Below are 26,058 nucleotides of genomic sequence, written 5' to 3' on the forward strand. Positions count from 1 at the left end.
GGGGAGGGTTTGGGCTGTTCACTCCGGCTTCCGGCCCACGCTTACCGCGCCTGCCGGTGCTGTCGGGCGTGGGCGAGAGCCGCGGCCGCCCGCAGCACCCGCGGTGCGCGCCGGGCGGTGCGGCGCCCGGTCCGGTCGAGCACGGACAGGTCGAGGGACCGGCGCGCGATCGGCGTCGGTCCGTGATCGCGTCGGTGAGCCGCACCCACTGCGCGACGAACCTCGCGGCTGTCTCGCCGGGGTCGTGGCCTGGGGGCACCGTCCGCCTGCGGGGGACGATGAAGACACTTCTGCATTCGGTCTAGGTTTACGGCTTACAGATGGTGACGAAAATTCCCATTTACGCAGCGATCCCCGCGAACCCCGTGGTGAGCGTGTTTTTACGCTCGGAGATGTCCTTGTCCACGTTGTCGGTGCGATGTCCGAGATAGGTGTCGCATCCGGAAGGCGTCGTCCGAGATAGTTGTCGCACGCTTGTCGGTTCCCGATCGAGGTGGCGGATTCCCGGGAGAAGTGGCGGATCGGTGGCGGGTTCCCACCGGAAGTGGCGAAGATGTTCCGGTGCTGACTGCTTCCGAGCTCCGAGACGATGCGAGTGCCCGGGGTGATTGCTGGGTCGAGGTGGAGTTCGTGACGGTCTCCGGTGACCGGCGGAGGCTGCCGTGGCAGTCGTTTCCACAGGTCGCTGCGCAGATCGGGGGTCCGGTGCGGTCGTTCTCGTCGTACCGGGGGCAGAAGAACTTCCCCGGCTGGTACTGGTCGGCGACGCTGGGCCGGCGGATCGGGTTCGAGTCGTGGGTGGAGCGGGATCATCTGGTGGCGTTGGATTTCGACCCGACCGTGTCGGATGTGGTGTCGCAGCCGTTCACACTGCTGTGGGACGCCGGCACGCGCCGGAGGCGGCGGCACACCCCGGACTTCCTGGTCCGGCTCGACCACGGGCGCACCCTGGTGCTGGATTCACGGCCGTCCGAGCGGATCAAGGACCGGGATCGGGAAGCGTTCGCGGCGACGGCACGGGCCTGCGGCGATGTCGGCTGGGAGTACGCGGTGTGGGACCGGCTGGACCCGGTGCTGGCGGCGAACCACCGTTGGTTGGGCGGCTACCGGCATCCCCGCTGTTTCGACGAGCCGACGGCACGGGACCTGCTGCAGGTGTTCGCATGCCCGCAGCCGCTGCTCGACGGCGCGGAGGCGGCCGGGGATCCGCTGGGCACCTTGCCGGTGCTCTATCACTTGATGTGGCGACGTTGGCTGCTCGCGGATCTGGCGCTGGTGTTGTCCCATCGGACGGTGGTGCGGGTGTCGCCGCACGTGGCGGACGTGGCGGATCTGGCGAGTGCCCGGTCGGTGCCGTTGTCCGAGCAGGGGTGGTGATGAGGTCGCCACGTCCGGTGGTGTCGGTCGGCGACCGGGTCGTGTTCGAGGGCACGGCGCACGCGGTCGTCGCGCTCTCGGGTACCAAGATCCGCTTGTTGTCCGAGGCGGGCGAATCGAGCGTGGTGGCGTTGTCGTTCCTGCTGGCAGCGGAGGACTTCGAACTGGTCGGTGCGGCTCCGGCACCGAAGATCGAGCCGAGCAACTTGCTCGCCTCGCTGCCGGAGAAGGTGCTGGAGGCGGCCAGGGACTGGGAACGTCACGTGATCGAGGTCGAGACGGGTCTGCTTCCGGACACTCCGGAGGATGCGCAGCCGCGGCCGGGGTACGACCCGACGGTGTTCTCGCTGAAGTCGAGGGAGACGCGAAAGGCCGCGGAGCTGACCGCGGCCGGCCGCCAGACCAGCGCCCGCACGGTGCAGCGGATGCGGCAGCGCTACCGCGAGCAGGGGTTGTGGGGGCTGGTCGACACCCGCTACACCAGGACGGCCGCGCCGACCGGGCAGGTCGACCCGCGGGTGATTGCCGCGGCGACGGCGGTGATCGACGCCCAGACCGGCACGTCGACGGGCACGAAATCGCGGGTCATCGCGAGGGTGAAGCAGATGCTCGACGACGAACACGGGCCCGGGGTGGTGCCGATGCCGTCGAAGACGACGTTCTACCGGCTGCTGGACGTGCTGGCCCAGGGCCGGCACACGTTCGGTTCGGCGCTCACCCGCCGGTCGGCGGCGCACAGGCCCGACAAGGTCTACACCCCGGCCACCGCCGCGCGGCCGGGGGAGCTGGTGCATCTGGACACCACCCCGATCGATGTGATGGCGGTGATGGACAACGGGGTGATCGGTCGCGCCGAGCTCGTGCTGGCCGTCGATATCGCCACCCGCACCATCGGCGCGGGAGTGCTCCGGCCGGTCGGCGCGAAAGCCGTCGACGCTGCGCTGATGCTGGCGCGGATGAGCGTTCCCGAGCCGATGCGGCCGGGCTGGGACCATGCGCTGGCGCTGGCGGCGTCGCGGATCCCGTATCGGCGGCTGGTGACACTGGACGCGCGGATGGCGATGGCGGCCGCCAAACCGGTGATCGTCCCGGACACCGTCGTGATCGACCACGGCAAGGTGTTCATGTCGGAGGTGTTCGCCCGCGCCGCGGACACCTTGGGCATCTCGGTGCAGCCCGCGCACGTGCTGACCCCGACCGACAAGGCCATCGTCGAACGCACCTTCTCCTCGATCAATACCCTGTTCTGCCAGCATGTTTCCGGCTACACCGGCCGCGACGTCACCCGCCGCGGCACCGACGTCGACGAGCGCGCCGTCTGGTCGCTGGCGGATCTGCAGGAGTTGTTCGACGAATGGGTGCTGGCCGGTTGGCAGACCCGCCCGCACGAGGGGCTGCGGCACCCCTTCACCCCCACCGAGAACGCGTCACCGAACGATGTCTACGCGGCGCTGATCGCCGCGGCCGGGTATGTCCCGGTCACCTTGACCGGCGAGGACTATATCGAGTTGTTGCCGGCGCAATGGCGCGCCATCGGCGATGCCGGTGTTCAGATCGACTACCGCACCTACAACAGCAGCGAGCTGCGCGGTTTCGCCGGGGAATCCTCGGGCATCGTCACCAAGGGCGGCCGCTGGGAGGTCCATTACGACCCCTACGACGTCTCGCGGGTCTGGGTCCGGAACCACCGCGGCCGCGGCTGGATCACCGTCCCGTGGACGCACCGGAACATCGTGCGGCAGCCGTTCGCCGATTTCACCTGGCGCGCAGCACGGAAACTGGCAGCGCAGCGCGGCGTCGACGACGCCAACGAGATGGCGGTCGCGGTGATCCTGGCCGCGCTGCTGCGCCGCGCCGAAGCCGGCCCCGACACCCGCCGTCCGCTGGCTCGCCATGCGTGCACCCGCGAGATGCCCAACCACCTGCCCGTGGAGGTCACCGAGGTCGGCCGATGGCCCACCGCCCTGCCCGAACCGGCCCGGCCCCCGGCGTTGCCGCCCGCACCGCCGGTCCAGGCGGAATCGGATCCGACGATCGAGGCCGACGCCGAGACCGTGGTGCCGTTCGGGCTGCTCGATGCCTTCGACGAGCAGGAAGGCCGCTGGTGAGCTCGATACATCTCGATGCCCGGCACCCGCTGGCCACCAAGGAGGGCTGGTCGTCGTTCGTCGGCACGGCCCATCCTCAACCACCGCAGATGCTCTCCGGCAGCGATCGTGAGCGGATGGACGAACTCGAGCGGGAACTCTACGACGAGGCCCGGCAGGACTATCACTCGTCGTTGCTGCTGGTCGCCACTCCCGACATCCGCAAGGTTCTGCACACCGGGCAGAAACTGATCGTCAACAACCGCGGCAAGCAGCTCGGCCGGCGGGGCTTGCTGGTCTCCGGCGGCAGCGGGACCGGAAAATCGACGTCGATCACGCACTTGGGTCGCCGGTTCCAGCTCGACTTCGAACGCCGCAATCCCGGGATCCCCGACCGCATCCCGGTGGTCTACATCGTGATTCCACCCGACGCCGACCCGAAGGCCCTGGCCGGGGAGATGGCGGTGTTCCTGGGACTGCCCGTCGGCCGCCACGACTCCCCACAAGCCCTCGCGCACGCGGTCGCCGCGGTGATGCGCCGGGCCGGCACCCGGCTGGTCCTGGTCGACGAGATCCACCGGTTGGATCTGTCGACGAAGAAGGGAAAAGACGCATCCGACCAGCTGAAATACTTCTTCGACTCGATCTCCGCCACGTTCGTGTACTCCGGTCTGGACCTGGAAGAAACCAACCTGTTCTCCGGCGTCCGGGGCCGGCAGATCGCCGGCCGGTTCATCCCGGTCACCACCGGGCCGTTCTCCTACCACACCATCGCCGCCAAGAACGACTGGAAGAAGCTGGTCGCCACGATGGAGCAGTCACTGCGGCTGCACCGCCACACACCCGGAACCCTGATCGACTGGGCACCCTACCTGCACGCCCGCACCGGCGGCATGATCGGCAGCCTCGATCAGCTGATCTACGAGGCCGCCAACGACGCCATCAGCGACGGCACCGAGAAGATCACCAAAGCCCACCTCGAAGCGGTCATCCTCGACATCGCTGCGGGCAATCAATACGACCCGCGCCGCAAGCCGCTGTCATGACCGTTCTTCCGCTCTGGCACAAGCCCGCCGTCCCGCTGCCGTTCCGGGTTCGCCCGGTCCGCGGCGAGACGACCCTGTCCTTCGTGTTCCGGCTCGCTGCCGCGAACGAACTGGTCAGGCCGACAACACTGCTCCGGTCGATCGGGCACCCGGACAACACCAGCCCGGACCGATTCATGGTCCTCAAGAACTGGGACGTCCAGCTCAACCTCGCCGCCCGGCAGCGGCTCGCGATATTCGCGGGCATCCCGCTGAAGCAACTGGCACGCAGCCTGCCGATGCCCGGTCCGCGGCGCGATGCCATCGACCCCGCCACACCCAGCCTGCATTTCGCCGGCGTCAGCTCACATACGCGCACGCACTGCCCTCGCTGCATCGCACAGATTCCCGGCGCTCCCGTGATCAGGGTCTACTCGTCGGCGGCCGAGGGCTACTGCCGCCGGCATCAGCTCTGGCTCGGGGAGTGCGCCGCACAGCCGCCGGTGAACCTCAGCTCCGCACCCGAGATCGCGAAAGCGATCCATCGGCGCGACAAGCTGTTTCGCAGCGACGAGGACCCCGACTGGATTTCCAGCCATGTCAACACCGCCCAAGACATCATGATCGCCTGGCGGCGGAACCCCGATCCGCTCCTGCACCGGCGGCTCACCCGGCGATGGAACGCGCGTGAGGACGCGGTCAACGCCGTCAACCACGCCCCACAGCTGCTGCCGACCCGATTGCTCGTTCTGCCCGAGACGGTGATCCTCGCCGAAATCCTGATCGATCCGACCTGGCGTCGCCGGATCGGGCTCGCGGAGCTGGTCCACGAACAGCGACCGTTCTACCTGCACATCGCCCACCGTCTCGGATTCCTCGGCTGGACCGCAGGCCTGCACACCGACAACGACCCCCTACGCCGCTGGGTCGACCAACACCAAGCCCAGCACCGACACACCTACAGATTCACCTACCGACACCACACCCCGAGCCGATGACACATCCCGGACCGCCACGCGCACGAACCCACCACCCCGACCAGAAATCCGCCACTTCAGACGGGAAACAACGACACATGGCAGCACAGACCCCGCATGGCGAGCCGCAGTTCACCGAGAATCAGCCTCGCCACACCAGACGGGACCTGACACGCGGTGTCGGTTGCACGGTTCGGGGAGTCCTGTCGTTTAATGTCGAATCCATGCAGGCGGCCGCGGCGGCTCCTGTGCGAGTCGTCGAACGCATCACGTACTTGCCGGCGGAAGGCGAGCCGGTGTCGGGTCTGTCAAGTTAACGGTGTAACTGGTTGAACTGTAGCTACTTTCGTCCAGCGGACAGGCGTCCGTCGAAGGTGATCTCGAAGGCGTTCAGTGCTGCCTTCCAGCGGTTGGACCAGCGTTGGCGGGCGGTGCCTTTGGGATCGAGGCTCATGATGGCCAGGTACACGCATTTCAGGGCCGCGGCCTCGGTCGGGAAATGACCGCGGGCCTTGACGGCCCTGCGGATTCGGGCGTTGACACTCTCGATGGCGTTGGTCGTGTAGATGACCTGTCTGATGGCGTTGTCGAACTGCAGGAACGGCACGAACTCGGCCCAGGTGTTGGTCCAGAGCCGGATGATCGCGGGATAGCGTTTCTCCCATTTGTCGCTGAACTCGGCGAACCGGTCCAGCGCGGCCTGCTCCGACGGCGCGGTGTACACCGGTTTGAGGTCCTTGGCGATCTCGGCCCAGTCCTTGCGGGAGGCGTAGGCGTAGGTATTGCGGAGGAGGTGGACCACGCAGGTTTGCACGATGGTCTGCGGCCACACCTGCCCGATCGAGTCGGGCAGATGCTTCAGACCGTCGCACACGACGATCAGCACATCCTGCACACCACGATTCTTCAGCTCCGACAACACCCGAAGCCAATACTTCGCCCCCTCCCCGTCGCCGTGCTCGCCGGCCCATAATCCGAGGATGTCGCGGGTGCCGTCCACAGTCACCCCCATCACGACGTAGATCGGCCGGTTGGCCACGTTGCCGTCGCGGATCTTGACGTGGATGCAGTCGATGAACAGCACCGGATACACCGGGTCCAGCGGCCGGTTCTGCCACTCGGCCATGCCGTCCATCACCCGTTCGGTGATCGTCGAGATCGTCTGCTTGGACACCTCGGCGCCGTAGACCTCGGCCAGGTGCGCAGAGATCTCACCGGTGGTCAGTCCCTTGGCCGACAGCGAGATCACCATGTCCTGCACCCCGGTCAGCCGCCGCTGCCGCTTGGCCACGATCTTCGGCTCGAACGAGGACTCCCGGTCCCGGGGTACGTCGAGCTCGACCGGGCCGGCCTCGGTCAGCACGGTCTTGGCGCGTCTGCCGTTGCGGGAGTTGCCGCTGCCCCTGCCGGCCGGGTCATTCTTGCCGTAGCCGAGGTGGTCGTCCATCTCGCCCTCGAGGGCGGACTCCACCACCAGCTTGGTCAACTTCGCCAACAACCCGCCCTCGCCGGTGAGCTGGAGGCCTTCGGCCCGCGCCTGATCCACCAGTTCCTGCAGCCGGGTATCGCTGACACCCACAGGTGCCGAGTTCGATTCGTCCTCACGATCAATCACATCGGTCATGGTGGTGCATCTCCTTTCAGAGTTACACCGTTGTTCTTACAGTCCCCCGGTGTCCGCTGGGCTCGGCTTCGATTGGGATGCGCAGCCGCTGGAAGTGGCGTCGCCGATCAGGCGGATCGCCTCGTACAAAGGGCAGAAGAACTACGCCGGGCTCTGGTGGTGTGCCACTACGAATCGTCACGTGGCGTACGAGTCGTGGGTGGAGCGGGATTTTGTGATCAGCGCCGATCACGATCGTGCGGTTGTCGGGATGGCAGCCCAGCCCTTTCGGCTGGATTTCGTCATCGACGGCGAAGCCTGCTCTCACGTCCCGGACTTCTTCCTCCGATATGACGATGGGCGTGGGGACGTGGTCGATGTGCGTCCGGATGCTCTGATCGGGCCCGGGGATCGGGTTGTGTTCGGCGAGACCGCTCGGGTGTGCGAACAGGTCGGCTGGAGCTATCGCCGCGTCGGTGAACTGCCACCGGTGCGGCTGTCGAACCTGCGTTGGCTCGCCGGATACCGCCATCGACGCGTTTTCGACGTGGACGTGGGCCGGGAACTGGTAACCATGGTGCGTGGATCGGGTCAGGTCTCGATAGGGGAGTTGGCGAGTCGGGTCGGCCATCCTGTTGCGGTCCTGCCGAGCCTGTTTCATCTGCTGTGGACGCACGCGTTGCAGACGCGGTTGGACGAGCTGCTGCTGTCGACCGAATCGATGGTCACGGAGAACCTCTGTCATGGCCGGTAGACCGCCGGGTGCCCTCCAGTTGGGTGACCATGTGCGCTTCCGGGACGGTCTGTACGAGATCGCCGGACTCGACGGCGAGATCGTCTTTCTGACTGTGCGCGACGGAGTCGGCGCGATGCGGGTGGCGATCAAACTGACGGCTCTGCTGGCAGACCCGACCTTCGAGCCGGTCGCCACCACATTCCGGCGGCGTCGCATCCGACCGCACTACTTCGAGGCCCTGCCGGTGACGGTCCGCGAGCGGGCCTGTCGGCTCGAGCGACACGTTACCGAGGTTGTCGATGGAGTCCCGATCGACGCGGCGCCCGGAACGTCGCCGCGCCGGGGATACGACGTCACGAGCACCTCGCTGCGGGAACGGGAGATCACGAAGATCGCCGAACTCGCCGCTGACGGGGAGCACATGGTGTTGAGGGTGTTTCAGCGATACCGGCAACGGTATGAGCGTGAGGGGATTGCGGGGCTCATCGACCGCCGGGCGATCCGCGAAGGTCCTGTTACCGGGCGTACCGATCCTCGCTACCTGGCCGCGCTCGAGGAGGTCCTCGCCGAGAATGTCCGTTCCTCGTCGGGCACCGCGGCTCGACTCCGGCGTGAAGTCGAGAAGAGAGTGGTGGCAGCGCATGGAGCAGGAGTTGTACCGCTAATTTCACATCAAACGTTCAACAGGCTGCTCAGGCGTCTGCGGGAAGGTCGCCACGCCACCGGGCCCGCTCGCACCCGGCGCACCCTCGACAGGCAACCGCAGGCGCCGTTCGGGACGGTCGTGGCTACTCGGCCGGGAGAGTGGATGCAGATCGACTCGACCCCCTTCGATGTGGCAGTGCGCCTCGACGAGGATCTGGCGGGGCGGGTCGAGCTGACCGCGTTGGTGGATGTCGCGACCCGCACGATCGCCGCTGCGGTCCTGCGTCCGACGACCAAGGCGGTGGACGCGTCTCTGCTGCTGGCGAAGGCGATGACCCCGGAGCCGATGCGTCCCGGCTGGCCGCAGGCGGTGTCGATGGCGTACTCGGCGCTGCCGTACCGGGTGATGCGCTCGATCGATGCCCGGCTCGAGAATGCCGCGGCCCGGCCGGTGATCATGCCCGAGACCATCGTCTACGACCACGGCAGCGTGTACCTGTCGTCGACCTTCCGCAGCGCCTGTCACAGATTCGGGATCAATGCGCAGCCCGCCCATCCGGACACTCCCACCGACAAACCTCGGGTTGCATACTGCACCTCTTCGGGTTGATTCGTGCGGTGTTGACGTTTGGGCTGGTCAGGGGCCTTTCGTGCGGCGGCCGATCTTCGGGCAGTCGGGCGGGTTGTCGGGGTCGGGTGGGGTGTAGAGGTACTCGCCCTTGTCGTTATACCGTTGGCCTCCGACAATTCCGGCCCGCCGCCAGGCCTTGACGGTGTCTTTGGTGACGCCGTGGGCGGCGGCGGTCTCGGCGAGGGTGAGCATACCGGCGGCGCGCAGGCGTTGGCGGCGGCTGCGCAGCCGGTAGGTCCGGATGACGCGGTCGACGCTGAGTCGGTGGAAGGGTTCGCCGGTGCCGGTGGTCAGGCCACGTTGGCGCAGGAGGTCGGCGATCTCGCCGATGGTGTGGTCGTCGAGTAGTTCGCCAACGGCGGCGACGACCTCGTCTGATGTTTTGCGTTGCTCTCCAATGGGTTTGGGTGTCGGCAGGGTGAGCGTGGTGTGATCTCCGCCGGGGAAGCGGAGGTGCGCGGTGATGGTGTCACTGGTGCGGGTGATGGTGACGTCGGTGAGCAGCAGTCGGGCGATGCGCTTGCGTTCGCGCTGCGGGGTGTCCGGGTCGTTCCAGATCGCGGGCAGGTCGGTGACCAGTTGATTGATTCGGGTCTTCTGCGCGTCGGTCAGGTGTCCGGTGCCCTCGTGTCGGGCCCTCTCGTAGCTCTCCTGCGCCTGGTTCAGCGCGCGGAGGGCGGTGTTCCAGTCGGCCTCGAGGGTGTCGGCGACCAGCCGGTTGGCGGGGTCGACGGCCAGGTAGCGGCGGCGGGCCAGGTCGGCGAGGTAGTGGGCGCGTTCGACGTGCGCGGCACGTAGCCGGTCGGCGTCGGCGGCCCGGTGCTCGAGCTCGGCCGAGACCTGCAGGGCCGCTTCGACGGTGAGCGGGGTGAGGGTGTCGATCAGCAGTTGCCCGATCGCCTGATCGAGGTCCTGGCCGGGGATGGTGGCGCAGACCGGTCGGCCGTTCTCGATGCCGTCGCGTTGGCACATGTAGGTCGGCACCTCGGTGCCGCGGCGGTGGTGGTAGCGGACGGTCATCTTCAGCCCGCACCGGCCGCAGACGATGATGCCCTGCAGCAGCGCCGGCCCTTCCCGCGGCGGCCCGCTGCGGCGCTCACGCCCGTGTGCGGCCGCGTTCGATTGCAGGCGTGCGAGATTGGCGTCGTACCGGTCGAGGGTGATGTATCCGGGGTGGGCGCCGGGGATGAAGGAAACCCACTGCTCGCGGGGCAGTTGCGTGGTGACGGTCTTGCCACCCGGCATCGTGTGGTGGCTGTGCCGTCCGTATGTGAAGGCGCCGGCGTATCGGGGATTGTGCAGCACCCGCAGCGCGGTGCTGTGGGCCAGCGGCTTCCAGTCGATCTCTCCCTTGCGGGGGCCTTTGAGGTGCCGCCAGGGGAAGAGCAGCCCGGCGGTGTGGAACGCCTTGACGCACGCGGATGCCGATCCGGTGGCCTCGAAGGTGCTGAACAGGTGCGCCAGCGCGCCGCGGACCGCGGTGTCGGGGTCGAGGATGACGTGGTGGGCTCCGTCGTAGACCAGCCCGACCGGCAGCGGCGTGATCAGCTCGCCGCGGCGGGCCTTGGACAGTTGCCCACCGCGCAGCCGTGCCTTGATGAAATGCAGTTCAGCTTCCGACATTTGGCCTTTCATGCCGAGCAGGAGGCGGTCGTTGAAGGTGCGGGGATCGTAGAGGCCGTCCTCGTCGCAGATCAGTGTGCCGGTCATCGCGCAGAGTTCGAGCAGTTGGTGCCAGTCGGCGCTGTTGCGGGCCAGGCGGGAGCATTCGAGGCCGAGGACGATTCCGGCGCGGCCGAGGGAGACGTCGGCGACCAGTTGCCCGAAGCCTTCGCGGTCGGCGGCCGAGGCCCCGGACTGGCCCTGGTCGATGTCGATGACGGTGATCTGGTCGGCGGCCCAGCCGAGCGCGATCGCCTTGCCGCGCAGGTCGTATTGGCGGATCGCGGACTCGGTGTTGTGCAGGACCTGTTTGAGGCTGGACTGGCGGACGTAGAGCAGGGCCCGGCGCTGCAGGTGTGCGGCGGTCACCTTGGACGGGCCGGCGGTCGGGTGGGTGTCGGTGAACATCGGTGGGACTCTCCTCACGGCGGTGGGGACGGGGGCGGCGGACCGGGGCCGGCGCCGGCGAGCGCGACGGCGGCCAGGACGTCGATGAGTTCGGCGGTCAGTGCGCCCGACAGATCGATCGGGCCGCCCGGACCGCCCGCTGCCGGTCCGAGGGTGGTCGCCGGGCCGGGGCCGCGGGACAGGGCGCGGTCGCAGGTCAGCCGGGTCAGTGCCCGCCGCCAGGCGGTGACGCCCCTGCCGACCAGCACGCCGAGCCCGAGCGGGAACGCGCGGGCGCCCTCGTGCAGGGCGGCGTGACGGAGCTGTTCGTACCGGGTGTCGAGCGGGCCTTCGTCCCGGTCGGCGTCCGAGCGCGACCGGGACCTGCCCGGCTCCGGCGCGGGGTCCTCCTTCTGCTCGAAGACGGGTGAGTCAGCGGCTTTTGGAGTGCTCCCGGACGCGGGCCACCGCTCGCTCGATGGAGCGGGGGTGCACGCGCACGCCGAACCGCTGCTCGATCGGCTCGACCAGGTCGGCCGGTTTCAGTGCGGGATCGCCGGCGAGCTGCTGCTCGGCCCAGGCCAGGATCTCGCCGGTGAGCTTGTGCCCGGCGCGGGGGCCGGGCTTGGCGGCGACCAGCCCGTCCAGTCCGCCCTCGGCCAGCGCGGCGGCCGCCTGGTAGTAGGTCTGCCGGGAGTACCCGAACGCCGCCGCGGCCGCGGTCACCGATTGGCCGTCCACCAGGACGGCTCGCACCATCTCGTACTTGACCTGCACCGCGTCCCGGGCGTCGAAGAACTCCTCGGTCAAGAACCCCGGATCGCTCACCCCTTCGGGGTGCGGGTTCAGGCTGCGGGCCTCGCGCAGCGCCGCCGTCTTGGGGTCCTCGGGTGTTGCGCGCCGGGTCATGTCGCCTCCTGAACCATGCGATCGTCAATATAATTATGACGACGCTGCGCTGAAGAATCTTCGCGACACACCGACTGCCATCCATTATCTGCTGTAGCACATGAATATTTGCAATTGCAGGCTCGTGTTCGCGTCCGGATCGAAAAGTCGGTCCCGGCATAATTCTCTTGACGTTCACGGCGTAATCCGCCTGACGTCTTCGTCACCGTCGCGCTGCGCCCGGCGCCGGTCGATCAGATCCGCCACCGCCAGCAGCCCGTCGGTGGTGAACGCACAACGTCCGTCGGCGACGACCACGAACGGGTCGACCGGGGCGACGTCGGTCCACCCGGCCGGCAGGGAGAACAGCTCCCCGTTCTCGTCGTGCAGGTGGACCCGGTCCTCGCCCCAGTTCTGCCGGTGCGCGACGAACTCGAAGTCCCGGCCGAACAGTGGATGGAACCGGTGTGTCACCCGCACACGTCGGTACCGATCGTCGAGATTGGGTGTAGTTGACGACGTCGGCCAAACCGATCATCGAACGCACTCTGGGATCGGTGAAAACGCTCTTCGCTCAGTATGTTACGGGCTATCTGGGTGCGTCGATCGAACACCGCGGCACCGGCGCCGACGAGCGGGCTGTGTTCTCCCTGATCGAGCTACAGGATCTGCTCGACGAATGGATCCTCACCCACTGGCAGAACCGCCCACACGACGGACTGCGTGACCCGCTGAACCCGCAGCGGGTGCTGACCCCGAACGAGAAGTACGCGGCCCTGCTCACCGTCGCCGGCTACGTGCCGACCCCCTTGTCCGGGGACGACTACATCGCGCTGCTGCCGTCGACTCCTCGGGTGATCAACTCCTACGGCATCAAGATCAACCACCGGATCTACGACAGCGACGAGCTCAACGGCTATCGCGGCCAACATTCGGGCCCGAAACTCTTGGGCAAGCGGTGGCAGGTGCACTACGACCCGTACGACGTGACCCGGGTCTGGGTGCGCAACCACCGCGACGGCGGGTTCATCGTTGCCTACTGGCGGCAACTGCACGCCATGCCGCAGCCGTTCGGTGACGCCGCGTGGGAGCATGCCCGCAGGATCGTCGCCGAGCGAGGCGCGAGCACACCGTCGGAGGAGACGATCAAAGCCGCCGTCGACGACCTACTCGACCGGGCCGGCCCGCCACCGCCGCCACATCCCCGCCGCAAGCGCCGCACGAAAACCGCGAAGGACAGGCGGGTGGCCGCCCGCACCCGCGCGGCCACCGCCGCACCGACGCCGATACCCGGGACACCGCCGCCGGCGGCGGCGATGTTCGCGCCCGAAGACGACGAGGACGTCGCCGACATCGTCCCGTTGCCCGTCTTCGACGCCGACAAGGAGTCCCGCACATGGTGGTAACAGCACCGCCGGACGAGGAGCAACTCGATCCGCGGCAACTTCCCTCGGTCACCCTGGAGGGGTGGCGCTCCTTCGTCGACGCCACACCCGCCACCTGCACCCTCCTCGACACCCCCGCCCGGGAGGCGTTGTCACCAGCCCAGCGGATCGGATACGACGACCGGCGCATCGCCTACCACTCGGAACTGGTGATCATCGAAACCTCCACCGTCCGCCACCTCACCCACCAGGGCCGGCTGCTGACCCTGCTCAACCAACGCGAATGCGGCGCCCGCCGCGCCCTGATCGTCTCCGGTCCGTGGGCCAGCGGCAAAACGACCGGCATCAAACTGCTCGGCAAGGTCCACGAACAGAACATCCGCCGCAAATACCCCGGCCAGGACCGCATCCCCGTCGTCTACATCACCACCCCACCGAAGGGCTCCCCACGCAAACTCGCCGCCGAGTTCGCGCATTTCCTGGGCCTGCCCGACAAGTCACGCCACAACACCACCGACATCGCCGACTCCGTCTGCCGGGTACTCACCGAAGCCCGCACCGACCTGGTGATCGTCGACGAAATCCACAACCTGAACCTGGCCACCAGCGTCGGCGAGGACATGTCCGATCACCTGAAATACTTCACCGAGCACATGCCCGCCACCTTCGTCTACGCCGGCATCAACGTCGAACGCTCCGGCCTGTTCACCGGGGTGCGGGGGCAACAGATCTCCGCCCGTTCGGTGCTGGTGCGCACCGGCCCGTTTCCTTACGACGGCGAATGGAAAGCCCTCGTTGCCTCCCTCGAATCCGCGCTGCGCCTCTACGCCCACACGCCGGGCACCCTCACCCGCAACGCGAAATACCTGCACCAACGCACCGGTGGATCGATCAGCAGTCTCTCGCACCTGGTCCGCGTGGCCGCGATCAGCGCGGTCCTCTCCGGGGACGAGTCCATCACCCGCGGCACCCTCGACGAGACCATCATCGACCACGCCGCCGAGTCCGCGACCGCCCACTGCGCCGCCGCCGGCCCATGATTCCCCCGGTGACCCGCCGCCGCATCCGGCGCCGACTGCCCCGCCGCCTCGCCCCGTTCCCCAACGAGCATCTCTCCAGCTACCTACACCGGCTCGGCGAGGCAAACGGACTGCCGGGCAGCGCATTCGGACACCACGTCGCGGACACCGCCCTCCCCGACCGGGAGACCGTCCATGACCTCACGGGCCTGCCGGAACGCACCCTGATCTTCGCGCTACCCGAACTACGCACCCCTGACGACGTCGCCACCTATCCGGCACTGCGGGGACGCCCCACGGCGGTCGGCTCCTCGAACTACTGCCCGTCCTGCACCGGGCTGCGTGGGCCCGCCCGGCCCGTGCGGGTATGGGCCACCCACGAGCAGGTGCTGTGTCGGCGGCACCGGATCTGGACCGGCGGGCCGGTGCTGACGTGCGAAGACCGATGGCCACGTATCGACATCTCGGCGCTGCCCGATGTCCTTGCGGCGCACCGCCGCCACCAGCGGCTGATCGTGCGGTTCGGCCGCGAACAGGTCCGCTACGCATTCGAAGACGCGTCCCACCTCGTCCACGAGTGGCACAAGCAACTGCCGTGGCCGTTCCGGTCCATCCACGCTCGGATGGCCGTTCTCGAACCGGACCCCGGACGGTGGTGTCCGTCGTCGGCGATCTGCCGGACCGCCGAATACCCCGTGGCCGTCGCGGTGACCACCTTCCTCGCCGACGCCGCATGGCGAAACCGGCTGCTGCACATGAACACGACGGACCGACACGAAACGATCGGCTACCTCACAGAGACCGTCACAGACGGCGCCGTCCCGGCCGGCGTGTTCGATCCGTTGCTCACACGATGCATCGAGCAGCGTCACCACGCTCGGACAGGACCCGCCGAAACCGTTATCTGACCCGGCGAAGTCCCGAACCGGCCCCGAGCCTCGACTCCCCACCGACACGGTCGCAGCGACGGGAGAATCTGAGAGGTTCACACGCGGAGTGGCCGAGAGGTGAGCAGGAGACGCCGTCCGCTTTCTTGCAAGGATGATTCGATGATTTACGACAACTATCTTGGACGTCTGTCGCCACCTTCGCTCGAGATAGTTGTTGCACCGCAGGTGAACTCCCTGCTCTCCGACAACTATCTCGAGCGAGGACAGACGGTGTCGGCGCCCTCCGGTAGCGTTCCCCCCCGTGGATACGGAGACCGAACCCGCCCAGGACGCGCCGCTCCTAGTACCTGCGACCTCCGCCGGGCCCGCACTGCCGGACCTGGCGCCCGATACGGCGGCGCGGATCGCGGAGTCGGTGGCGTCGGCGCGGGCCGCCGGCACCCGCCGCACCTACGCCTCGGCGTGGCGGGCCTTCACCACCTGGTGCGCGCGCGAGGGCCATGTCGCGGTGCCGGCGCACCCGGTCACCGTCGCCGCCTACCTGGTCGCCTGCGCCGACACCGTCACCGAGGCGGGACAGCGGGCCTACGCCCCGGCCACCCTCGCGCACCGCCTCGCCGCGATCGCCCACCACCACCGCCAGAGCGGACACCCGGCTCCCACCGGCGACGATCTCGTGAAAGCGACCCTGTCCGGGATCCGCCGCGACTACGCCACCACCGGCGACCGGCCCCGCAGCCCCCGGGCGCCGCTGCTCACCGCCGACATCCTCGCCATCGTCGACAAGGCCCGCGCCGACTGCCAGGGCTGGTCCGACGAAGTGGTCGAACGCCGCGACACCGCGATCCTGCTGCTCGGCTTCGCCGGGGCCTTCCGCCGCAGCGAACTCGTCGCCCTGACCTGCGGAGATGTGGCGTTGCACCGGCTCGACGGCCTGCACATCCGCCTCCGCAAATCGAAGACCGATCAGGAGGGCCGCGGCACCGTCCGCGCCCTGCCCTTCACCCACAGCCACACCAGCTGCCCGCCGTGTGCATGGCTGCGGTGGGCGCAGGTCGTCGCCGCGTTCGACACCGCCGGGCGCCCCGGCGTGATCCGGCTACTCCGGCACGCCGAGCCGTTCGACGCGCACGTGTGCCGGGGATCGCGACCGCGCACCACCTCGGGTGCGCCGTTGCTGCGCTCGATCCGCCGCAACGGCAACCTCTCCGAGACTGCACTCTCGGGGGCGGCGGTGCACCACGCGATCCGCCGCCGCGCCGAGTTGGCGGGCTACGACCCCGACCTCGTCCGGCAGCTCGGTGGGCATTCGCTGCGGGCCGGGTTCGTCACCCAGGCCTTCCGCAACGGCGCCTCCGCGCACGCGATCATGCGCCAGACCGGGCACACCACCCCGGCCATGCTCGAGGTCTACGCCCGCGAACACGCCCCCCTGCTCGGCAACGCCGTCACCAACCTGGGCTTATAGCGTGAGCACCTCGACCGAACGCCTCGACGATTCTTCGGAAACGGTGTCCGGCCTGCGGATCCCGGCCCGCTATCGGCACGACTGGGCGCTGTTCGCCGACTGGTGCACCGCCACCGACCAGCCCCCGCTGCCCGCCACCCCCGAGGCGCTCGCGCTGTTCCTGCGCGAGCATCCCGCGGCGCCCGCGACCCAGCGGCGGCGGGTCTCGGCGATCAACACCGTCCACACCCGCCACGGCCACCCGGCACCCGGCCGCAGCGAAACCGTCCGCCGCCGCCTCGACACCACCCGCGCCGCCCGCCTCGACCGGTTCGCCCCGCTCCTGCTGCACAAAGCCGCCGAGCTGCCGGTCACCGGCTGGCCGAGCGGGCTGTTCGGCCGCCGCGACGCGCTCCTGTTGACCCTGGCCGCGACCGGGATGCCGTTCGCGCAACTGGCCCGGCTGCGCCGCGGCGACATCCATCTCGATGCCGGCGCCCTCGTCGCCACCACCGACGGGGGTGAACGGTTCTGCCTGGCACCGGAGTCCGCCGCTGCCGAGAGCCCGGCGGCGGTCTACCGGCGGTGGGCGGAGATCCAGGCGTTCCTGGACGCGTACCCGAACACCGACCTGCTTGCCCAGCACCTGACCGACCCGATCGAGGTCGACCAGGGCGCGCTCACCGACCGGCAGGCCCGCCACCCCCTGCTGTGTCCGATCGACCGCTGGGGACACCTGCCGCTGATGCCGCAGCCGATGACGGCGCAGTCCATCGCCTCGATCGTGCGAGACCACCTGGCTGGCCGGGTGCGGGCCCGTGCCCCGCTGCCGCTGCGTAAGCAGAGCGACCGCGACGAGGGACCTACGGCGTGGATCGAGTCGGAGATCGACCTCGACCCGCACTACTACAAACGCGGTATCGCGGCTCGCCGCAGTGCCCATGACAGTCTGGACGGTCTCGCCGACGTCTTCGACGAGATCGAGGATCGTGCCGATGCCCTGCTCGAGGAGCTGCTCACCGTGCTGGAGGAGCTGTAACCCCAGCCCTGTAACGGGGCGGCAAGACAACCCGTTGCAACAGGTCCCGAGATCACCGCGGCATTTCTGTCGTTAGCCTGAACGACCTGTCGCTCAATCCGAGATCATCGAGCGCGCGCGCGAAGAGATCGACCAGGTGCTTGGAATGGACGGCGCATCGGTGCGCTTCGAGCAGGGAGTCAAGCTGCGCTACGTCCGGCGCATCATCGAAGAGACGGTGCGCCTGTGGCCGTCCGATCCGGCCTTCTTCCGGAAGGCCCGGCAGGAGACCACCCTGGCCGACTCTCCGATCCGCAAGAGCCAAACGATCCTGGTTGTGCTGCTTGCGCCACCACGACCCAAAACTGTGGGGCAACGCAGAGCGTTCGATCCGGACTGGTTCCTGCTCGCGACGGTGCCGGTGCGCCCGGCGCACGCATACAAGCCGTTCGGCATCGGTGCGCGTGCGTGCATCGGCCGCCAGTTCGCGCTGCACGAGACGGTACTCGCGCTGGCACAGATCCTCACGCGCTTCGCCATCGTGCCCACCCCGGGATACGAGCTGACGGTCAAGGAGCTTCTGACGATCCGCCCCGAGAAGGTGCGACGGGAGATGCGACCATGCTAGTAGTGATACGCGACGCCCAGTCGCGAAAAGATCGACAGCGTGACCCTTTTCGGTTGATCGATACGGAGCGCCCCGGCCGTCCGGTCGACAATCCCGCGTAGTGGCGTGCCGAATCGGCAATCTTGGCGACAAAAATATCAGCCGGTCGGAAGATCATGGTGTGATCACTAGCAACCAGTCCTCGTCGCCCCCGGCGTTCGCTCCCGGAGTGGAGACGCGTCCGTTTCGATCGACCTGCGCGGGCCGCGACGGGGCAGCCGCATCGGCCGGATCGATCCACGCGAATCTCGCGCCCGGCGGGATCAGCGACAACGCGAGGCGCATCGTGCGCTGCGTCGGCACATAGACGACGGCGAGCGCGCCGTCCGGCGTACGGGCAGCGGTGACGTAGTCGTTGTCCAGGACGTCCACCATCTCGTCGTCCGTCGACCGCATCCCGCGCCCGTCAAGCACGAACGGCTCGTCGACATCCGGCACCAGCTCCCACCAGCGCCACGACGCCCACAGCTCGCGGATCGCCTCGAGCTGCGTGACGGCGGGGGTATCGAGGCGCGCTTCCCAGCCGTCCCGGAACTCCCAGTCGTCGGAGCCGCGGAATTCCCCCGGGGAGCCGGAGGTCAACGCCCACAGGGCTTGGCGGCGAAGCGTCTCGTCGGTCGTCGGCGCCGTGTCGGACTGATTGTTCTCGCCCTCGTAGTTGCCCTCCGAGAAGACGGCGGGACGTGGATCCCTCACGCCCGCCGGTCGCTCGTACCCGTCCAGCACCGCCTTGTACGTGGGCATGTAGGTGTAGACGAAGTTCCAGTCCACCAGGGGTTCCCAGAAGGGATTGTCCGTGGAGAGGGATTTCTCGGGCCCCAGCTGGATCGAGAACGGCCTGTCCGAACCGGCCGCCCTGATCCCGTCGAGCATGCCGCGCAGGAGATGGTCCGAGTCCGAGCCGGCGGCGGGATCGTCTGCGTCCGGGGAATAGTCACCGCCGGTCAGCCAGACGATGTTCGGGAACCGGGCGTATCGCTGGGCGAACATCCGGCCGTAGACCACGGCCTGTTCGGGAGTCGCCGCCGCGAACACCTCCGAGAGGTTCCATCCGTCCATCGGGTAGAGGAACAGGGTGTTGCCGTACCGGCAGGCAATCCGGAAGTACTCGTCGACACGCTGCCAATACGGCTTGTTCCATGCCGTGATGTCACCGTCGACGAACGGTTCGATGCCGTCGAAGGTGGCTCCGTCCTCACTCGGTCCACCGTTGCCGGGGACGCCGATCGCAGAAATGATGGAGGCGTTGAATCCGTGGCCCGCACGATTCGCGAAGTACGACTCGGCTTGCTCGGGCGACCAGTCCGCCATGCCGGACCACGGCGAGTCCCCGCGAATCAGGATCGGGTTACCGTGCTGGTCTTCGAAGTAGCGCCCGTCGTGGCTGATCGAGGTGATGTAGCGCGTGTTGGCGCTGTCGGCTTCGCTGCACGGTGCGGCGGCTGCCACGGTTGTCGATGAGGGCGGTCGAGTCTGTGAGCCGCCCGTGTCCGAGCAACTCGCGACCAACATCAGCGCGATCACGGCGCCTGTTCGTTTCATCTTTCCCTCCTCCGCCGAGGCGCAGAAGCCGAGAGACGGGGCGTATCGGCGCGGCGTCGGTCGTTCCGGTGCCCCCGGTGTTATGGGAGTGGCTGCATGTGGCGATCGGTCCCGACTCCGGATCGATCGTATATCTTGTTCCGCCTTATTAATTCGACATTGACCGGATCGTGCGGGTCGAGTGCCCGACAGTGACCCAATATCCCGGGTCGTTCGCACCGCCTGCTCGAGTGAGCCGTGGTCAGGTGGAGTGCAGCGCCGAGGGGTGACAGCGGCCGGTCCGTGGTCCGCGGGTGGGCGGAGCTACGACGGTGGCGGTGTGCGGGCAGTAGCTGTGTCTCCGCATCGGGTGGTCGTCTGGAGCATTGTTGCGCCCCGACTCTGAAGTCAATGCCGTCAAATTCGTCCTTACCGCAGGCCACGTTGCTGCGTTTGCCGAAGGTGTTGATGGGGCGCATGGTCGAAGTGCGCAGACTGGGTCGATTCCGCGAGGGTGATTTGATGGGCGGCACTGTCTCTGCTGCTCGGATCGCCTTCTCAAGATGGTGCCTTGCAGCGTAATTCCCGTAGTCTTGTCGGCTGTGACTCGCTGCTGCTCGGATGGGGCACGCAGTGTCGAAGCCCGGTTCATCGATCGGATCGGCCTGGGCGTTCCCATCCGACAGGTGCACCGCGATCTGGTCGAGAAGGGGCGGGCGGCGACCGGGTCGTCGAGCGGCTGTCGTTCATCCGAACCCTGAGCTTGATTTTTAACCTTGGCGACTTGCTGCGACGGCAGGGCCGGTGTTGTTCGGCGTGTCGCGGCGACGCGAGACGGCCACCACCCGATCATCTTGGGGTTCCTTCCACAGAACATCCGAGACGAAAACAGGCGGTGACCGTGAGCATCAGTGTGCCCGACGTGCGGTCCATCGGCGAGCAGCCGAGCATTGAATCGTCCCTGGTTTCATTGAGGGTGAGCCAGATATCCCGGAAGGATCACCCCCAGACTCATCATGGCGAACTACAAATACCCCCAGGAACTCCGTGAGCGAGCGACCCGACTCGCCGTCGAAGCCCGCCGCGACCCCGACACCCGCACCGGCGCGATCAACCGGATCGCCGAGCAGACTGGTGTCCACAAGGAAGCCCTGCGGACCTGGGTGCGCAAGGCCGAAGACGACGAGCTCCCGACCGAGCCGGTCGACGCCGAAGCGCGCATCCGCCGCCTGGAGAAGGAGAACCGCGAACTACGACAGTCGATGGAGATACTTCGCTCTGCTACAGCGTTTTTCGCGAAGGCGGAGTTCGACCGCCGACTGAAGTGATCGTTGCCTTCATCGACGAGCACAAACACCGCTGGGGGATCGAACCGATCTGTCGCGTTCTGTCCGAGAACACCGAGGTCAAGATCGCCCCGGGCACCTACTACGCCTTCATAGGCCGCGAACCGAGCGTCCGTGCACGCCGCGATGCCCTCCTCAAAGAACACATCATGCGCATCCACTCCCACCCGAGGATGCGGGTCTACGGGATCCGCAAGATCCACGCCCAACTGGTCCGGGAAGGTCACGAGGTGGCCCGCTGCACCATCGAGCGACTCTGCCGCGAACTCGGTGTCCGTGGCACCGTGCGCGGGAAATGGCCGCGCACGACGAAGCCGGCACCGGAGACCGATCGGCCCCGTGACCTCGTCGAGCGGGATTTCACGGCCACCGCGCCGAACCAATTGTGGGTGGCCGATCTGACGTATGTGCGCACACAGTCCGGATGGGTCTACGTCGCGTTCGTCCTGGACGTGTTTTCCCGCATGATCGTCGGCTGGCAGACCTCGACGCGGATGTACACCGACCTGGCCCTCGACGCGTTGAAGATGGGCCTGTGGGCACGACGACGCGCAGGCCAGGACGTCACCGGACTGGTGCACCACAGCGACCGCGGCGTGCAATACCGAGCGCTCCGCTACGCCCAGACCCTGGACCAGGCCGCCGCGGTCGCCTCGGTCGGATCCAAGGGGGACTCCTACGACAATGCCATGGCGGAGACGCTGAATTCGCTGTACAAGGCCGAGTTGATCTTCCTCGACGGCCCTTGGACCGGCCGGGAAGACGTCGAGGCCGCTACCGCGCAATGGGTGCATTGGTTCAATACCGAACGGGTCCACGGCATGCTCGACTATCGCACCCCGGCCGAGATCGAGACCGCCTACTACGCACAACGGCCGGCCGCCTCTGCGGCCTGAGAACTGAACACACGCTCAGCCTCAACAAGACTCAGGACTTGACACATCGATGCGCGTGTCGACCTGGCGGGATTCCGGGGCCGGTTCTACGACTGCCTGACCACTCGTCGTGACGCGTTGTTCGAGTTGACCGACGCGGTGCTGTGCTCCGGCGGCGCGGTCCGCACCCTCGTCGAGTTGTCCCTGGCGCCCGAGCACCGTCGCGGCCACGGCGCCCTGTACGACGGACTGGGCTACGGTGGAATTGATATCGCTCCTCTACGGAATGTCATTGGTGCCGAGTCGATCCCACGCGACCGTGAGGGCGCGATCGTGTTGGCCGTCGATGTCAGTGCCTGGCTGCGGCCTTCACGCCCCGACGAGTCCGCAGCGGTCGTTCTGCCACGTCTACGGCCGCGGCAAGGGACAGGCGCAACTGATCCCCGGCTGGCAGTACTCGTTCGTCGCCGCGCTCGAACCGGGCCGCACCTCGTGGACGGCGGTGCTCGACGCGGTGCGCCTGCACCCCGACGACGACCCGACCGCCGTGACCGCCACCCAGATCCGGAACGTCGTCGGACGTCTGCGGGCGGCCGGCCACCACCGAGACGACGACCCGGACATCCTGCTGATCTTCGACGGAAGGCTACGACCTGCCCCGGCTGGCGTTCACCCTCGTCGATCTGCCGGTGGTCGTGCTGGGACGGATGCGCGGGGACCGGGTGCTGTGCTTCCCGGCGCCTCCGCCGGGCCGTACCGGTCGCCCACCGCGGCACGGGGCGCAGTTCCACTTCGCCGACCCGACCACCTGGCCTCCGCCCGCGACCACCACCGCCACCGTGACCGACCGCTACGGTACGGCGGTGGCGGATGCGTGGAACCGATTGCACCCCAGGCTCACCCACCGCGGCGTGTGGGCCGAGCATCCGGGCCCCCCACCGATCATCGAGGGCACGGTGATCCGGCTGACCGTCGAGCATCTGCCCGGGGACCGGCATCCGGCGCCGGTGTGGCTTTGGTACTCGGACCCCACAGTAAGAGGCGACCACGTCGACCGACTCTGGCAGATGTTCCTGCGCCGCTTCGACCTCGAACACACCTTCCGCCTGTTCAAGCAAACCCTGGGATGGACCGCGCCGAAGATCCGCAGTCCCGAGGCCGCCGATCGCTGGACCTGGATCGTCATCGTGGCGCACACCCAACTGCGGCTCGCCCGGCCCCTGGCCGAAGATCTGCGCAGGCCTTGGGAGCGACCGCGTCCGCCGGGCCGGTTGACCCCGGCCCGGGTCCGTCGCGGGTTTCCGCACGTCCGCCGCACGATGCCCACTCCGGCCGGTGCACCGAAACCCTCCCGACCCGGCCCCGGACGGCCACCCGGCTCGAAGAACACCCGACCCGCACCCCACGACCACGTGGGCATTCGCGTCAGAACCGACGCGCAGGAACCGACCGGCGTCAGCCAGGCAGGTTAAAAATCAAGCTGAGAAGGGGGACGCCCACCGTCTAAATACTATTTTAGATAGTATTTGGGTAGGCTACCGAGTGTCTCATCATTGTGCGCTCGCGCAGAAACCCGGATCGGACAGCCCATGACCGCTCTCGCCCCACCACCCGCACCCGCCGCCACCCGCCCGATACCACCGCGACGGGGACGCAAGGGCGCCTTCGTCCACAAGATGGTCACCACCACCGACCCGAAGGTGCTGGGGTTGCTGTACCTGGTGACCTCGTTCGCGTTCTTCGCGGTCGGTGGGGTGATGGCGCTGATCATGCGCAGCGAACTCGCGGTGCCGGGCTTGCAGTTCCTGTCGAACGAGCAGTACAACCAGCTGTTCACCATGCACGGCACGATCATGCTGCTGATGTACGCCACCCCGGTGGTGTTCGGCTTCGCCAACTACATCCTGCCGCTGCAGATCGGTGCTCCGGACGTGGCCTTCCCCCGGCTCAACGCCTTCAGCTACTGGCTGTACCTGTTCGGCTCGCTCATTGCGGTCAGCGGCTTTCTCACCCCCGGTGGGGCCGCGGACTTCGGCTGGACCGCCTACGCACCGCTGAACTCGGAGCTGCACTCGCCCGGCATGGGCGCGAACCTGTGGATCGTGGGCCTGGCCGTGTCCGGTCTGGGCACCATCCTGGGCGCGGTCAACTTCGTGACCACCATCGTGTGCCTGCGCGCACCGGGCATGACCATGTTCCGGATGTCGATCTTCACGTGGAACATTCTGATCACCTCGATCCTGGTGCTGCTGGCGTTCCCGTTGCTGACTGCGGCGCTGTTGGGGCTGCTCTACGACCGGCTGCTCGGCGGCTACATCTTCGACCCCGGCAGCGGTGGGGCGATGCTCTGGCAGCACATGTTCTGGTTCTTCGGCCACCCCGAGGTGTACATCATTGCGCTGCCGTTCTTCGGCATCGTCTCGGAGATCTTCCCGGTGTTCGCCCGCAAGCCGATCTTCGGCTACACCGGCCTGGTCTACGCCACGCTCGGAATTGCCGCCCTGTCGATCGCGGTGTGGGCGCACCACATGTATGCCACCGGCGCGGTGCTGCTGCCGTTCTTCTCGTTCATGACGTTCCTGATCGCGGTGCCCACCGGGGTGAAGATCTTCAACTGGATCGGCACCCTGTGGAAGGGGCAGTTGACGTTCGAATCGCCGATGCTGTTCTCCGTCGGCTTTCTGGTCACCTTCCTCTTCGGTGGGCTGTCCGGTGTCATCCTGGCCTCCCCGCCGCTGGACTTCCAGCTCACCGACTCGTACTTCGTGGTCGCCCACTTTCACTACGTGGTCTTCGGGACCGTGGTCTTCGCCACCTACGCCGGCATCTACTTCTGGTTCCCGAAGATGACCGGGCGCATGCTCGACGAGCGCCTGGGCAAGTGGCACTTCTGGCTGACCTTTGTCGGCTTCCACGCCACGTTCCTGGTCCAGCACTGGCTCGGCAACGAGGGCATGCCGCGCCGCTACGCCGACTATCTGCCCGACGACGGGTTCACCACCTTGAACGTCGTCTCGACGATCGGGTCGTTCGTGCTCGGTGCCTCGGTGCTGCCGTTCGTGTGGAACATCTTCAAGAGCTACCGGTACGGGCAGGTGGTGACCGTGGACGATCCGTGGGGCTACGGCAACTCCCTCGAGTGGGCCACCACGTGCCCGCCACCGCGGCACAATTTCACCGAGCTGCCGCAGATCCGCTCCGAGCGCCCGGCGTTCGAACTGCACTACCCGCACATGGTGACGCGACTGCGCACCGAAGCCCATGTCGGACCGGGACACCGGCACGCCGAGGAGCTGCCCGCCGCCTCGCGGACCGGGTCCGCGCCCGAGGCGCCCACCGATCCGTCCACCCGGTGATCGTCACCGCCGTCGAAGGAGGACGAGGATGCACCCCCACACCCCGGCGGTCGCCGTGCCGGCCACACCCCACGCCACCGCGCTGCTGACCGAGTGGCTGATCCGCGATCTGGCCCCGCTCGTGCTCACCCATGCCGGGCTGCCCGATCCGCAGCGGCTGTACCGGCTGCCGCCGATCACCGGCGCGCACATCACCCGTCCGGGCAAGCTGCGCCGCCACGTGCGTGCGCTCGAGCAGGTTCTTGCGCAGGTCGAGGTGCACCTGCGTGCGGGGAGGTACCGGTGGCCAGCGGCTCCGTTGACGGTCGACTCGGCGCCGGCCGTGCCGGGTGAGGTGCTCGAGGTGACAGGATGGCTGGCCGGCACGGTCGCCGAACTCAGCAGCCCGGCCGCGGCCCTGGCCAACCGCACGGTGCTCACTGCAGCCGGGGTGGTCGCCGCCGGGGCGGGCACGGCCGAGGCGTTCGACAGCTGGTCGACGACGGCGTGGTCGTACTGAATCGTCCCGGGTTTGAT

23 protein-coding genes, 1 pseudogene and 1 other annotated feature are annotated in these 26,058 nt (G+C 67.8%); of the genes and pseudogenes, 17 read left to right on the forward strand and 7 right to left on the reverse strand.

Annotated features, from left to right (window positions below; all coding sequences use genetic code 11):
* Positions 1-41: 41 nt before the first annotated feature.
* Positions 42-209 (reverse strand): hypothetical protein, encoded by a 168-nt coding sequence (locus QNA09_RS24060; RefSeq protein ID WP_017681128.1) that lies wholly within the window; start codon positions 207-209, stop codon positions 42-44.
* Positions 210-630: 421 nt separating this feature from the next.
* On the opposite strand from QNA09_RS24060, the gene QNA09_RS24065 reads away from it, so the two are divergent.
* Genes QNA09_RS24065 through QNA09_RS24080 form a run of 4 tightly spaced genes read left to right on the forward strand, consistent with a single transcriptional unit; the run spans position 631 to position 5,487 of the window.
* Positions 631-1,377: a TnsA-like heteromeric transposase endonuclease subunit gene (locus QNA09_RS24065; protein ID WP_230831874.1), complete on the forward strand. Its 747-nt coding sequence runs from the start codon at positions 631-633 to the stop codon at positions 1,375-1,377.
* Positions 1,377-3,485 carry a Mu transposase C-terminal domain-containing protein gene (locus QNA09_RS24070; protein ID WP_040273180.1) on the forward strand — a complete coding sequence of 703 codons (2,109 nt, stop codon included), beginning with the start codon at positions 1,377-1,379 and terminating at the stop codon, positions 3,483-3,485. The genes QNA09_RS24065 and QNA09_RS24070 overlap by 1 nt, the downstream gene beginning before the upstream one ends.
* The gene (locus tag QNA09_RS24075) at positions 3,482-4,510 is read left to right on the forward strand and encodes a TniB family NTP-binding protein (RefSeq protein WP_010596658.1); all 1,029 of its coding nucleotides are present in this window, start codon (positions 3,482-3,484) and stop codon (positions 4,508-4,510) included. The genes QNA09_RS24070 and QNA09_RS24075 overlap by 4 nt, the downstream gene beginning before the upstream one ends.
* Positions 4,507-5,487, forward strand: a complete 981-nt coding sequence (locus QNA09_RS24080; RefSeq protein ID WP_010596657.1) for a TniQ family protein — start codon at positions 4,507-4,509, stop codon at positions 5,485-5,487. Before QNA09_RS24075 ends, QNA09_RS24080 begins: the two co-directional genes overlap by 4 nt.
* A 319-nt stretch (positions 5,488-5,806) precedes the next feature.
* Here QNA09_RS24080 and QNA09_RS24085 read toward each other — a convergent pair whose 3' ends face one another.
* Positions 5,807-7,090, reverse strand: a complete 1,284-nt coding sequence (locus QNA09_RS24085; protein ID WP_064256834.1) for an IS256 family transposase — start codon at positions 7,088-7,090, stop codon at positions 5,807-5,809.
* Between the two features lie 49 nt (positions 7,091-7,139).
* On the opposite strand from QNA09_RS24085, the gene QNA09_RS24090 reads away from it, so the two are divergent.
* Together QNA09_RS24090 and QNA09_RS24095 are read left to right on the forward strand one after the other, a co-directional pair.
* Positions 7,140-7,823 (forward strand): TnsA-like heteromeric transposase endonuclease subunit, encoded by a 684-nt coding sequence (locus tag QNA09_RS24090; RefSeq protein WP_308072127.1) that lies wholly within the window; start codon positions 7,140-7,142, stop codon positions 7,821-7,823.
* 115 nt (positions 7,824-7,938) lie between these two features.
* Positions 7,939-9,060: a hypothetical protein gene (locus QNA09_RS24095; protein WP_152693050.1), complete on the forward strand. Its 1,122-nt coding sequence runs from the start codon at positions 7,939-7,941 to the stop codon at positions 9,058-9,060.
* A 27-nt stretch (positions 9,061-9,087) separates the two neighbouring features.
* On the opposite strand, the gene QNA09_RS24100 is transcribed toward QNA09_RS24095, so the two are convergent.
* The 4 genes from QNA09_RS24100 to QNA09_RS24115 form a co-directional block, all read right to left on the reverse strand.
* Positions 9,088-11,151 (reverse strand): recombinase family protein, encoded by a 2,064-nt coding sequence (locus tag QNA09_RS24100; RefSeq protein ID WP_006946735.1) that lies wholly within the window; start codon positions 11,149-11,151, stop codon positions 9,088-9,090.
* 14 nt (positions 11,152-11,165) lie between these two features.
* Entirely contained in the window at positions 11,166-11,399 is a 234-nt protein-coding gene (locus tag QNA09_RS24105) for a hypothetical protein (protein ID WP_006946734.1), read from the reverse strand.
* A 163-nt stretch (positions 11,400-11,562) separates the two neighbouring features.
* The gene (locus QNA09_RS24110) at positions 11,563-12,039 is read right to left on the reverse strand and encodes a helix-turn-helix domain-containing protein (RefSeq protein ID WP_006946733.1); all 477 of its coding nucleotides are present in this window, start codon (positions 12,037-12,039) and stop codon (positions 11,563-11,565) included.
* A 174-nt stretch (positions 12,040-12,213) separates the two neighbouring features.
* The gene (locus tag QNA09_RS24115) at positions 12,214-12,492 is read right to left on the reverse strand and encodes a DUF5372 family protein (RefSeq protein ID WP_006946732.1); all 279 of its coding nucleotides are present in this window, start codon (positions 12,490-12,492) and stop codon (positions 12,214-12,216) included.
* 83 nt (positions 12,493-12,575) lie between these two features.
* Here QNA09_RS24115 and QNA09_RS24120 point away from each other — a divergent pair, with 83 nt between their 5' ends.
* From QNA09_RS24120 to QNA09_RS24145, 6 genes are all read left to right on the forward strand, one after another.
* Positions 12,576-13,424 (forward strand): Mu transposase C-terminal domain-containing protein, encoded by an 849-nt coding sequence (locus tag QNA09_RS24120; RefSeq protein ID WP_161800560.1) that lies wholly within the window; start codon positions 12,576-12,578, stop codon positions 13,422-13,424.
* The gene (locus QNA09_RS24125) at positions 13,415-14,443 is read left to right on the forward strand and encodes an ATP-binding protein (RefSeq protein WP_006946730.1); all 1,029 of its coding nucleotides are present in this window, start codon (positions 13,415-13,417) and stop codon (positions 14,441-14,443) included. Before QNA09_RS24120 ends, QNA09_RS24125 begins: the two co-directional genes overlap by 10 nt.
* A gap of 8 nt (positions 14,444-14,451) precedes the next feature.
* Positions 14,452-15,330, forward strand: a complete 879-nt coding sequence (locus QNA09_RS24130) for a TniQ family protein (RefSeq protein WP_006946728.1) — start codon at positions 14,452-14,454, stop codon at positions 15,328-15,330.
* 283 nt (positions 15,331-15,613) lie between these two features.
* Positions 15,614-16,780: a site-specific integrase gene (locus QNA09_RS24135; protein ID WP_006946726.1), complete on the forward strand. Its 1,167-nt coding sequence runs from the start codon at positions 15,614-15,616 to the stop codon at positions 16,778-16,780.
* A gap of 1 nt (position 16,781) precedes the next feature.
* A complete protein-coding gene (locus QNA09_RS24140) occupies positions 16,782-17,798 on the forward strand; it encodes a hypothetical protein (RefSeq protein WP_006946724.1) in 1,017 nt (338 codons plus the stop codon).
* A 145-nt stretch (positions 17,799-17,943) separates the two neighbouring features.
* Positions 17,944-18,405, forward strand: coding sequence for a cytochrome P450 (locus QNA09_RS24145; RefSeq protein WP_006946722.1), 462 nt, complete (start codon positions 17,944-17,946; stop codon positions 18,403-18,405).
* A 153-nt stretch (positions 18,406-18,558) separates the two neighbouring features.
* Here the strand turns inward: QNA09_RS24145 and QNA09_RS24150 are convergent, their stop codons facing one another.
* Positions 18,559-19,986, reverse strand: a complete 1,428-nt coding sequence (locus QNA09_RS24150; protein ID WP_006946719.1) for a DUF4038 domain-containing protein — start codon at positions 19,984-19,986, stop codon at positions 18,559-18,561.
* A 995-nt stretch (positions 19,987-20,981) separates the two neighbouring features.
* Between QNA09_RS24150 and QNA09_RS24155 the strand changes: the two genes are divergently transcribed.
* From QNA09_RS24155 to QNA09_RS24175, 5 genes and pseudogenes are all read left to right on the forward strand, one after another.
* Positions 20,982-22,207, forward strand: a protein-coding gene (locus tag QNA09_RS24155) for an IS3 family transposase (RefSeq protein ID WP_096824248.1) whose coding sequence is annotated in 2 segments (ribosomal slippage) — positions 20,982-21,264 and positions 21,264-22,207 — 1,227 coding nt in all. Because the reading frame shifts where the segments join, the coding sequence is not laid out codon by codon here.
* Positions 21,251-21,385, forward strand: a sequence feature (AL1L pseudoknot). Its footprint overlaps the gene before it by 135 nt.
* A gap of 138 nt (positions 22,208-22,345) precedes the next feature.
* A pseudogene (locus tag QNA09_RS24160) lies at positions 22,346-22,498 on the forward strand (transposase); the annotation flags it as partial.
* Positions 22,499-22,875: 377 nt separating this feature from the next.
* Positions 22,876-23,658, forward strand: coding sequence for a hypothetical protein (locus QNA09_RS24165; protein WP_006941861.1), 783 nt, complete (start codon positions 22,876-22,878; stop codon positions 23,656-23,658).
* Between the two features lie 117 nt (positions 23,659-23,775).
* The gene (ctaD, locus tag QNA09_RS24170; protein ID WP_308072128.1) at positions 23,776-25,542 is read left to right on the forward strand and encodes a cytochrome c oxidase subunit I; all 1,767 of its coding nucleotides are present in this window, start codon (positions 23,776-23,778) and stop codon (positions 25,540-25,542) included.
* Between the two features lie 28 nt (positions 25,543-25,570).
* Positions 25,571-26,041: a hypothetical protein gene (locus tag QNA09_RS24175; protein WP_308072129.1), complete on the forward strand. Its 471-nt coding sequence runs from the start codon at positions 25,571-25,573 to the stop codon at positions 26,039-26,041.
* Positions 26,042-26,058 lie beyond the last annotated feature (17 nt).

Source organism: Rhodococcus sp. AH-ZY2 (assembly GCF_030916465.1).
GTDB classification, from domain to species: Bacteria; Actinomycetota; Actinomycetes; order Mycobacteriales; family Mycobacteriaceae; genus Rhodococcus; species Rhodococcus ruber.

Coding starts and splice junctions, on each gene's coding strand:
- QNA09_RS24110 (WP_006946733.1), bottom strand. CDS start 12,039: ATGACCCGGCGCGCAACACCCGAGGACCCCAAGACGGCGGCGCTGCGC.
- QNA09_RS24085 (WP_064256834.1), bottom strand. CDS start 7,090: ATGACCGATGTGATTGATCGTGAGGACGAATCGAACTCGGCACCTGTG.
- QNA09_RS24080 (WP_010596657.1), top strand. CDS start 4,507: ATGACCGTTCTTCCGCTCTGGCACAAGCCCGCCGTCCCGCTGCCGTTC.
- QNA09_RS24150 (WP_006946719.1), bottom strand. CDS start 19,986: ATGAAACGAACAGGCGCCGTGATCGCGCTGATGTTGGTCGCGAGTTGC.
- QNA09_RS24070 (WP_040273180.1), top strand. CDS start 1,377: ATGAGGTCGCCACGTCCGGTGGTGTCGGTCGGCGACCGGGTCGTGTTC.
- ctaD (WP_308072128.1), top strand. CDS start 23,776: ATGACCGCTCTCGCCCCACCACCCGCACCCGCCGCCACCCGCCCGATA.
- QNA09_RS24175 (WP_308072129.1), top strand. CDS start 25,571: ATGCACCCCCACACCCCGGCGGTCGCCGTGCCGGCCACACCCCACGCC.
- QNA09_RS24145 (WP_006946722.1), top strand. CDS start 17,944: ATGGACGGCGCATCGGTGCGCTTCGAGCAGGGAGTCAAGCTGCGCTAC.
- QNA09_RS24125 (WP_006946730.1), top strand. CDS start 13,415: ATGGTGGTAACAGCACCGCCGGACGAGGAGCAACTCGATCCGCGGCAA.
- QNA09_RS24100 (WP_006946735.1), bottom strand. CDS start 11,151: ATGTTCACCGACACCCACCCGACCGCCGGCCCGTCCAAGGTGACCGCC.
- QNA09_RS24095 (WP_152693050.1), top strand. CDS start 7,939: ATGCGGGTGGCGATCAAACTGACGGCTCTGCTGGCAGACCCGACCTTC.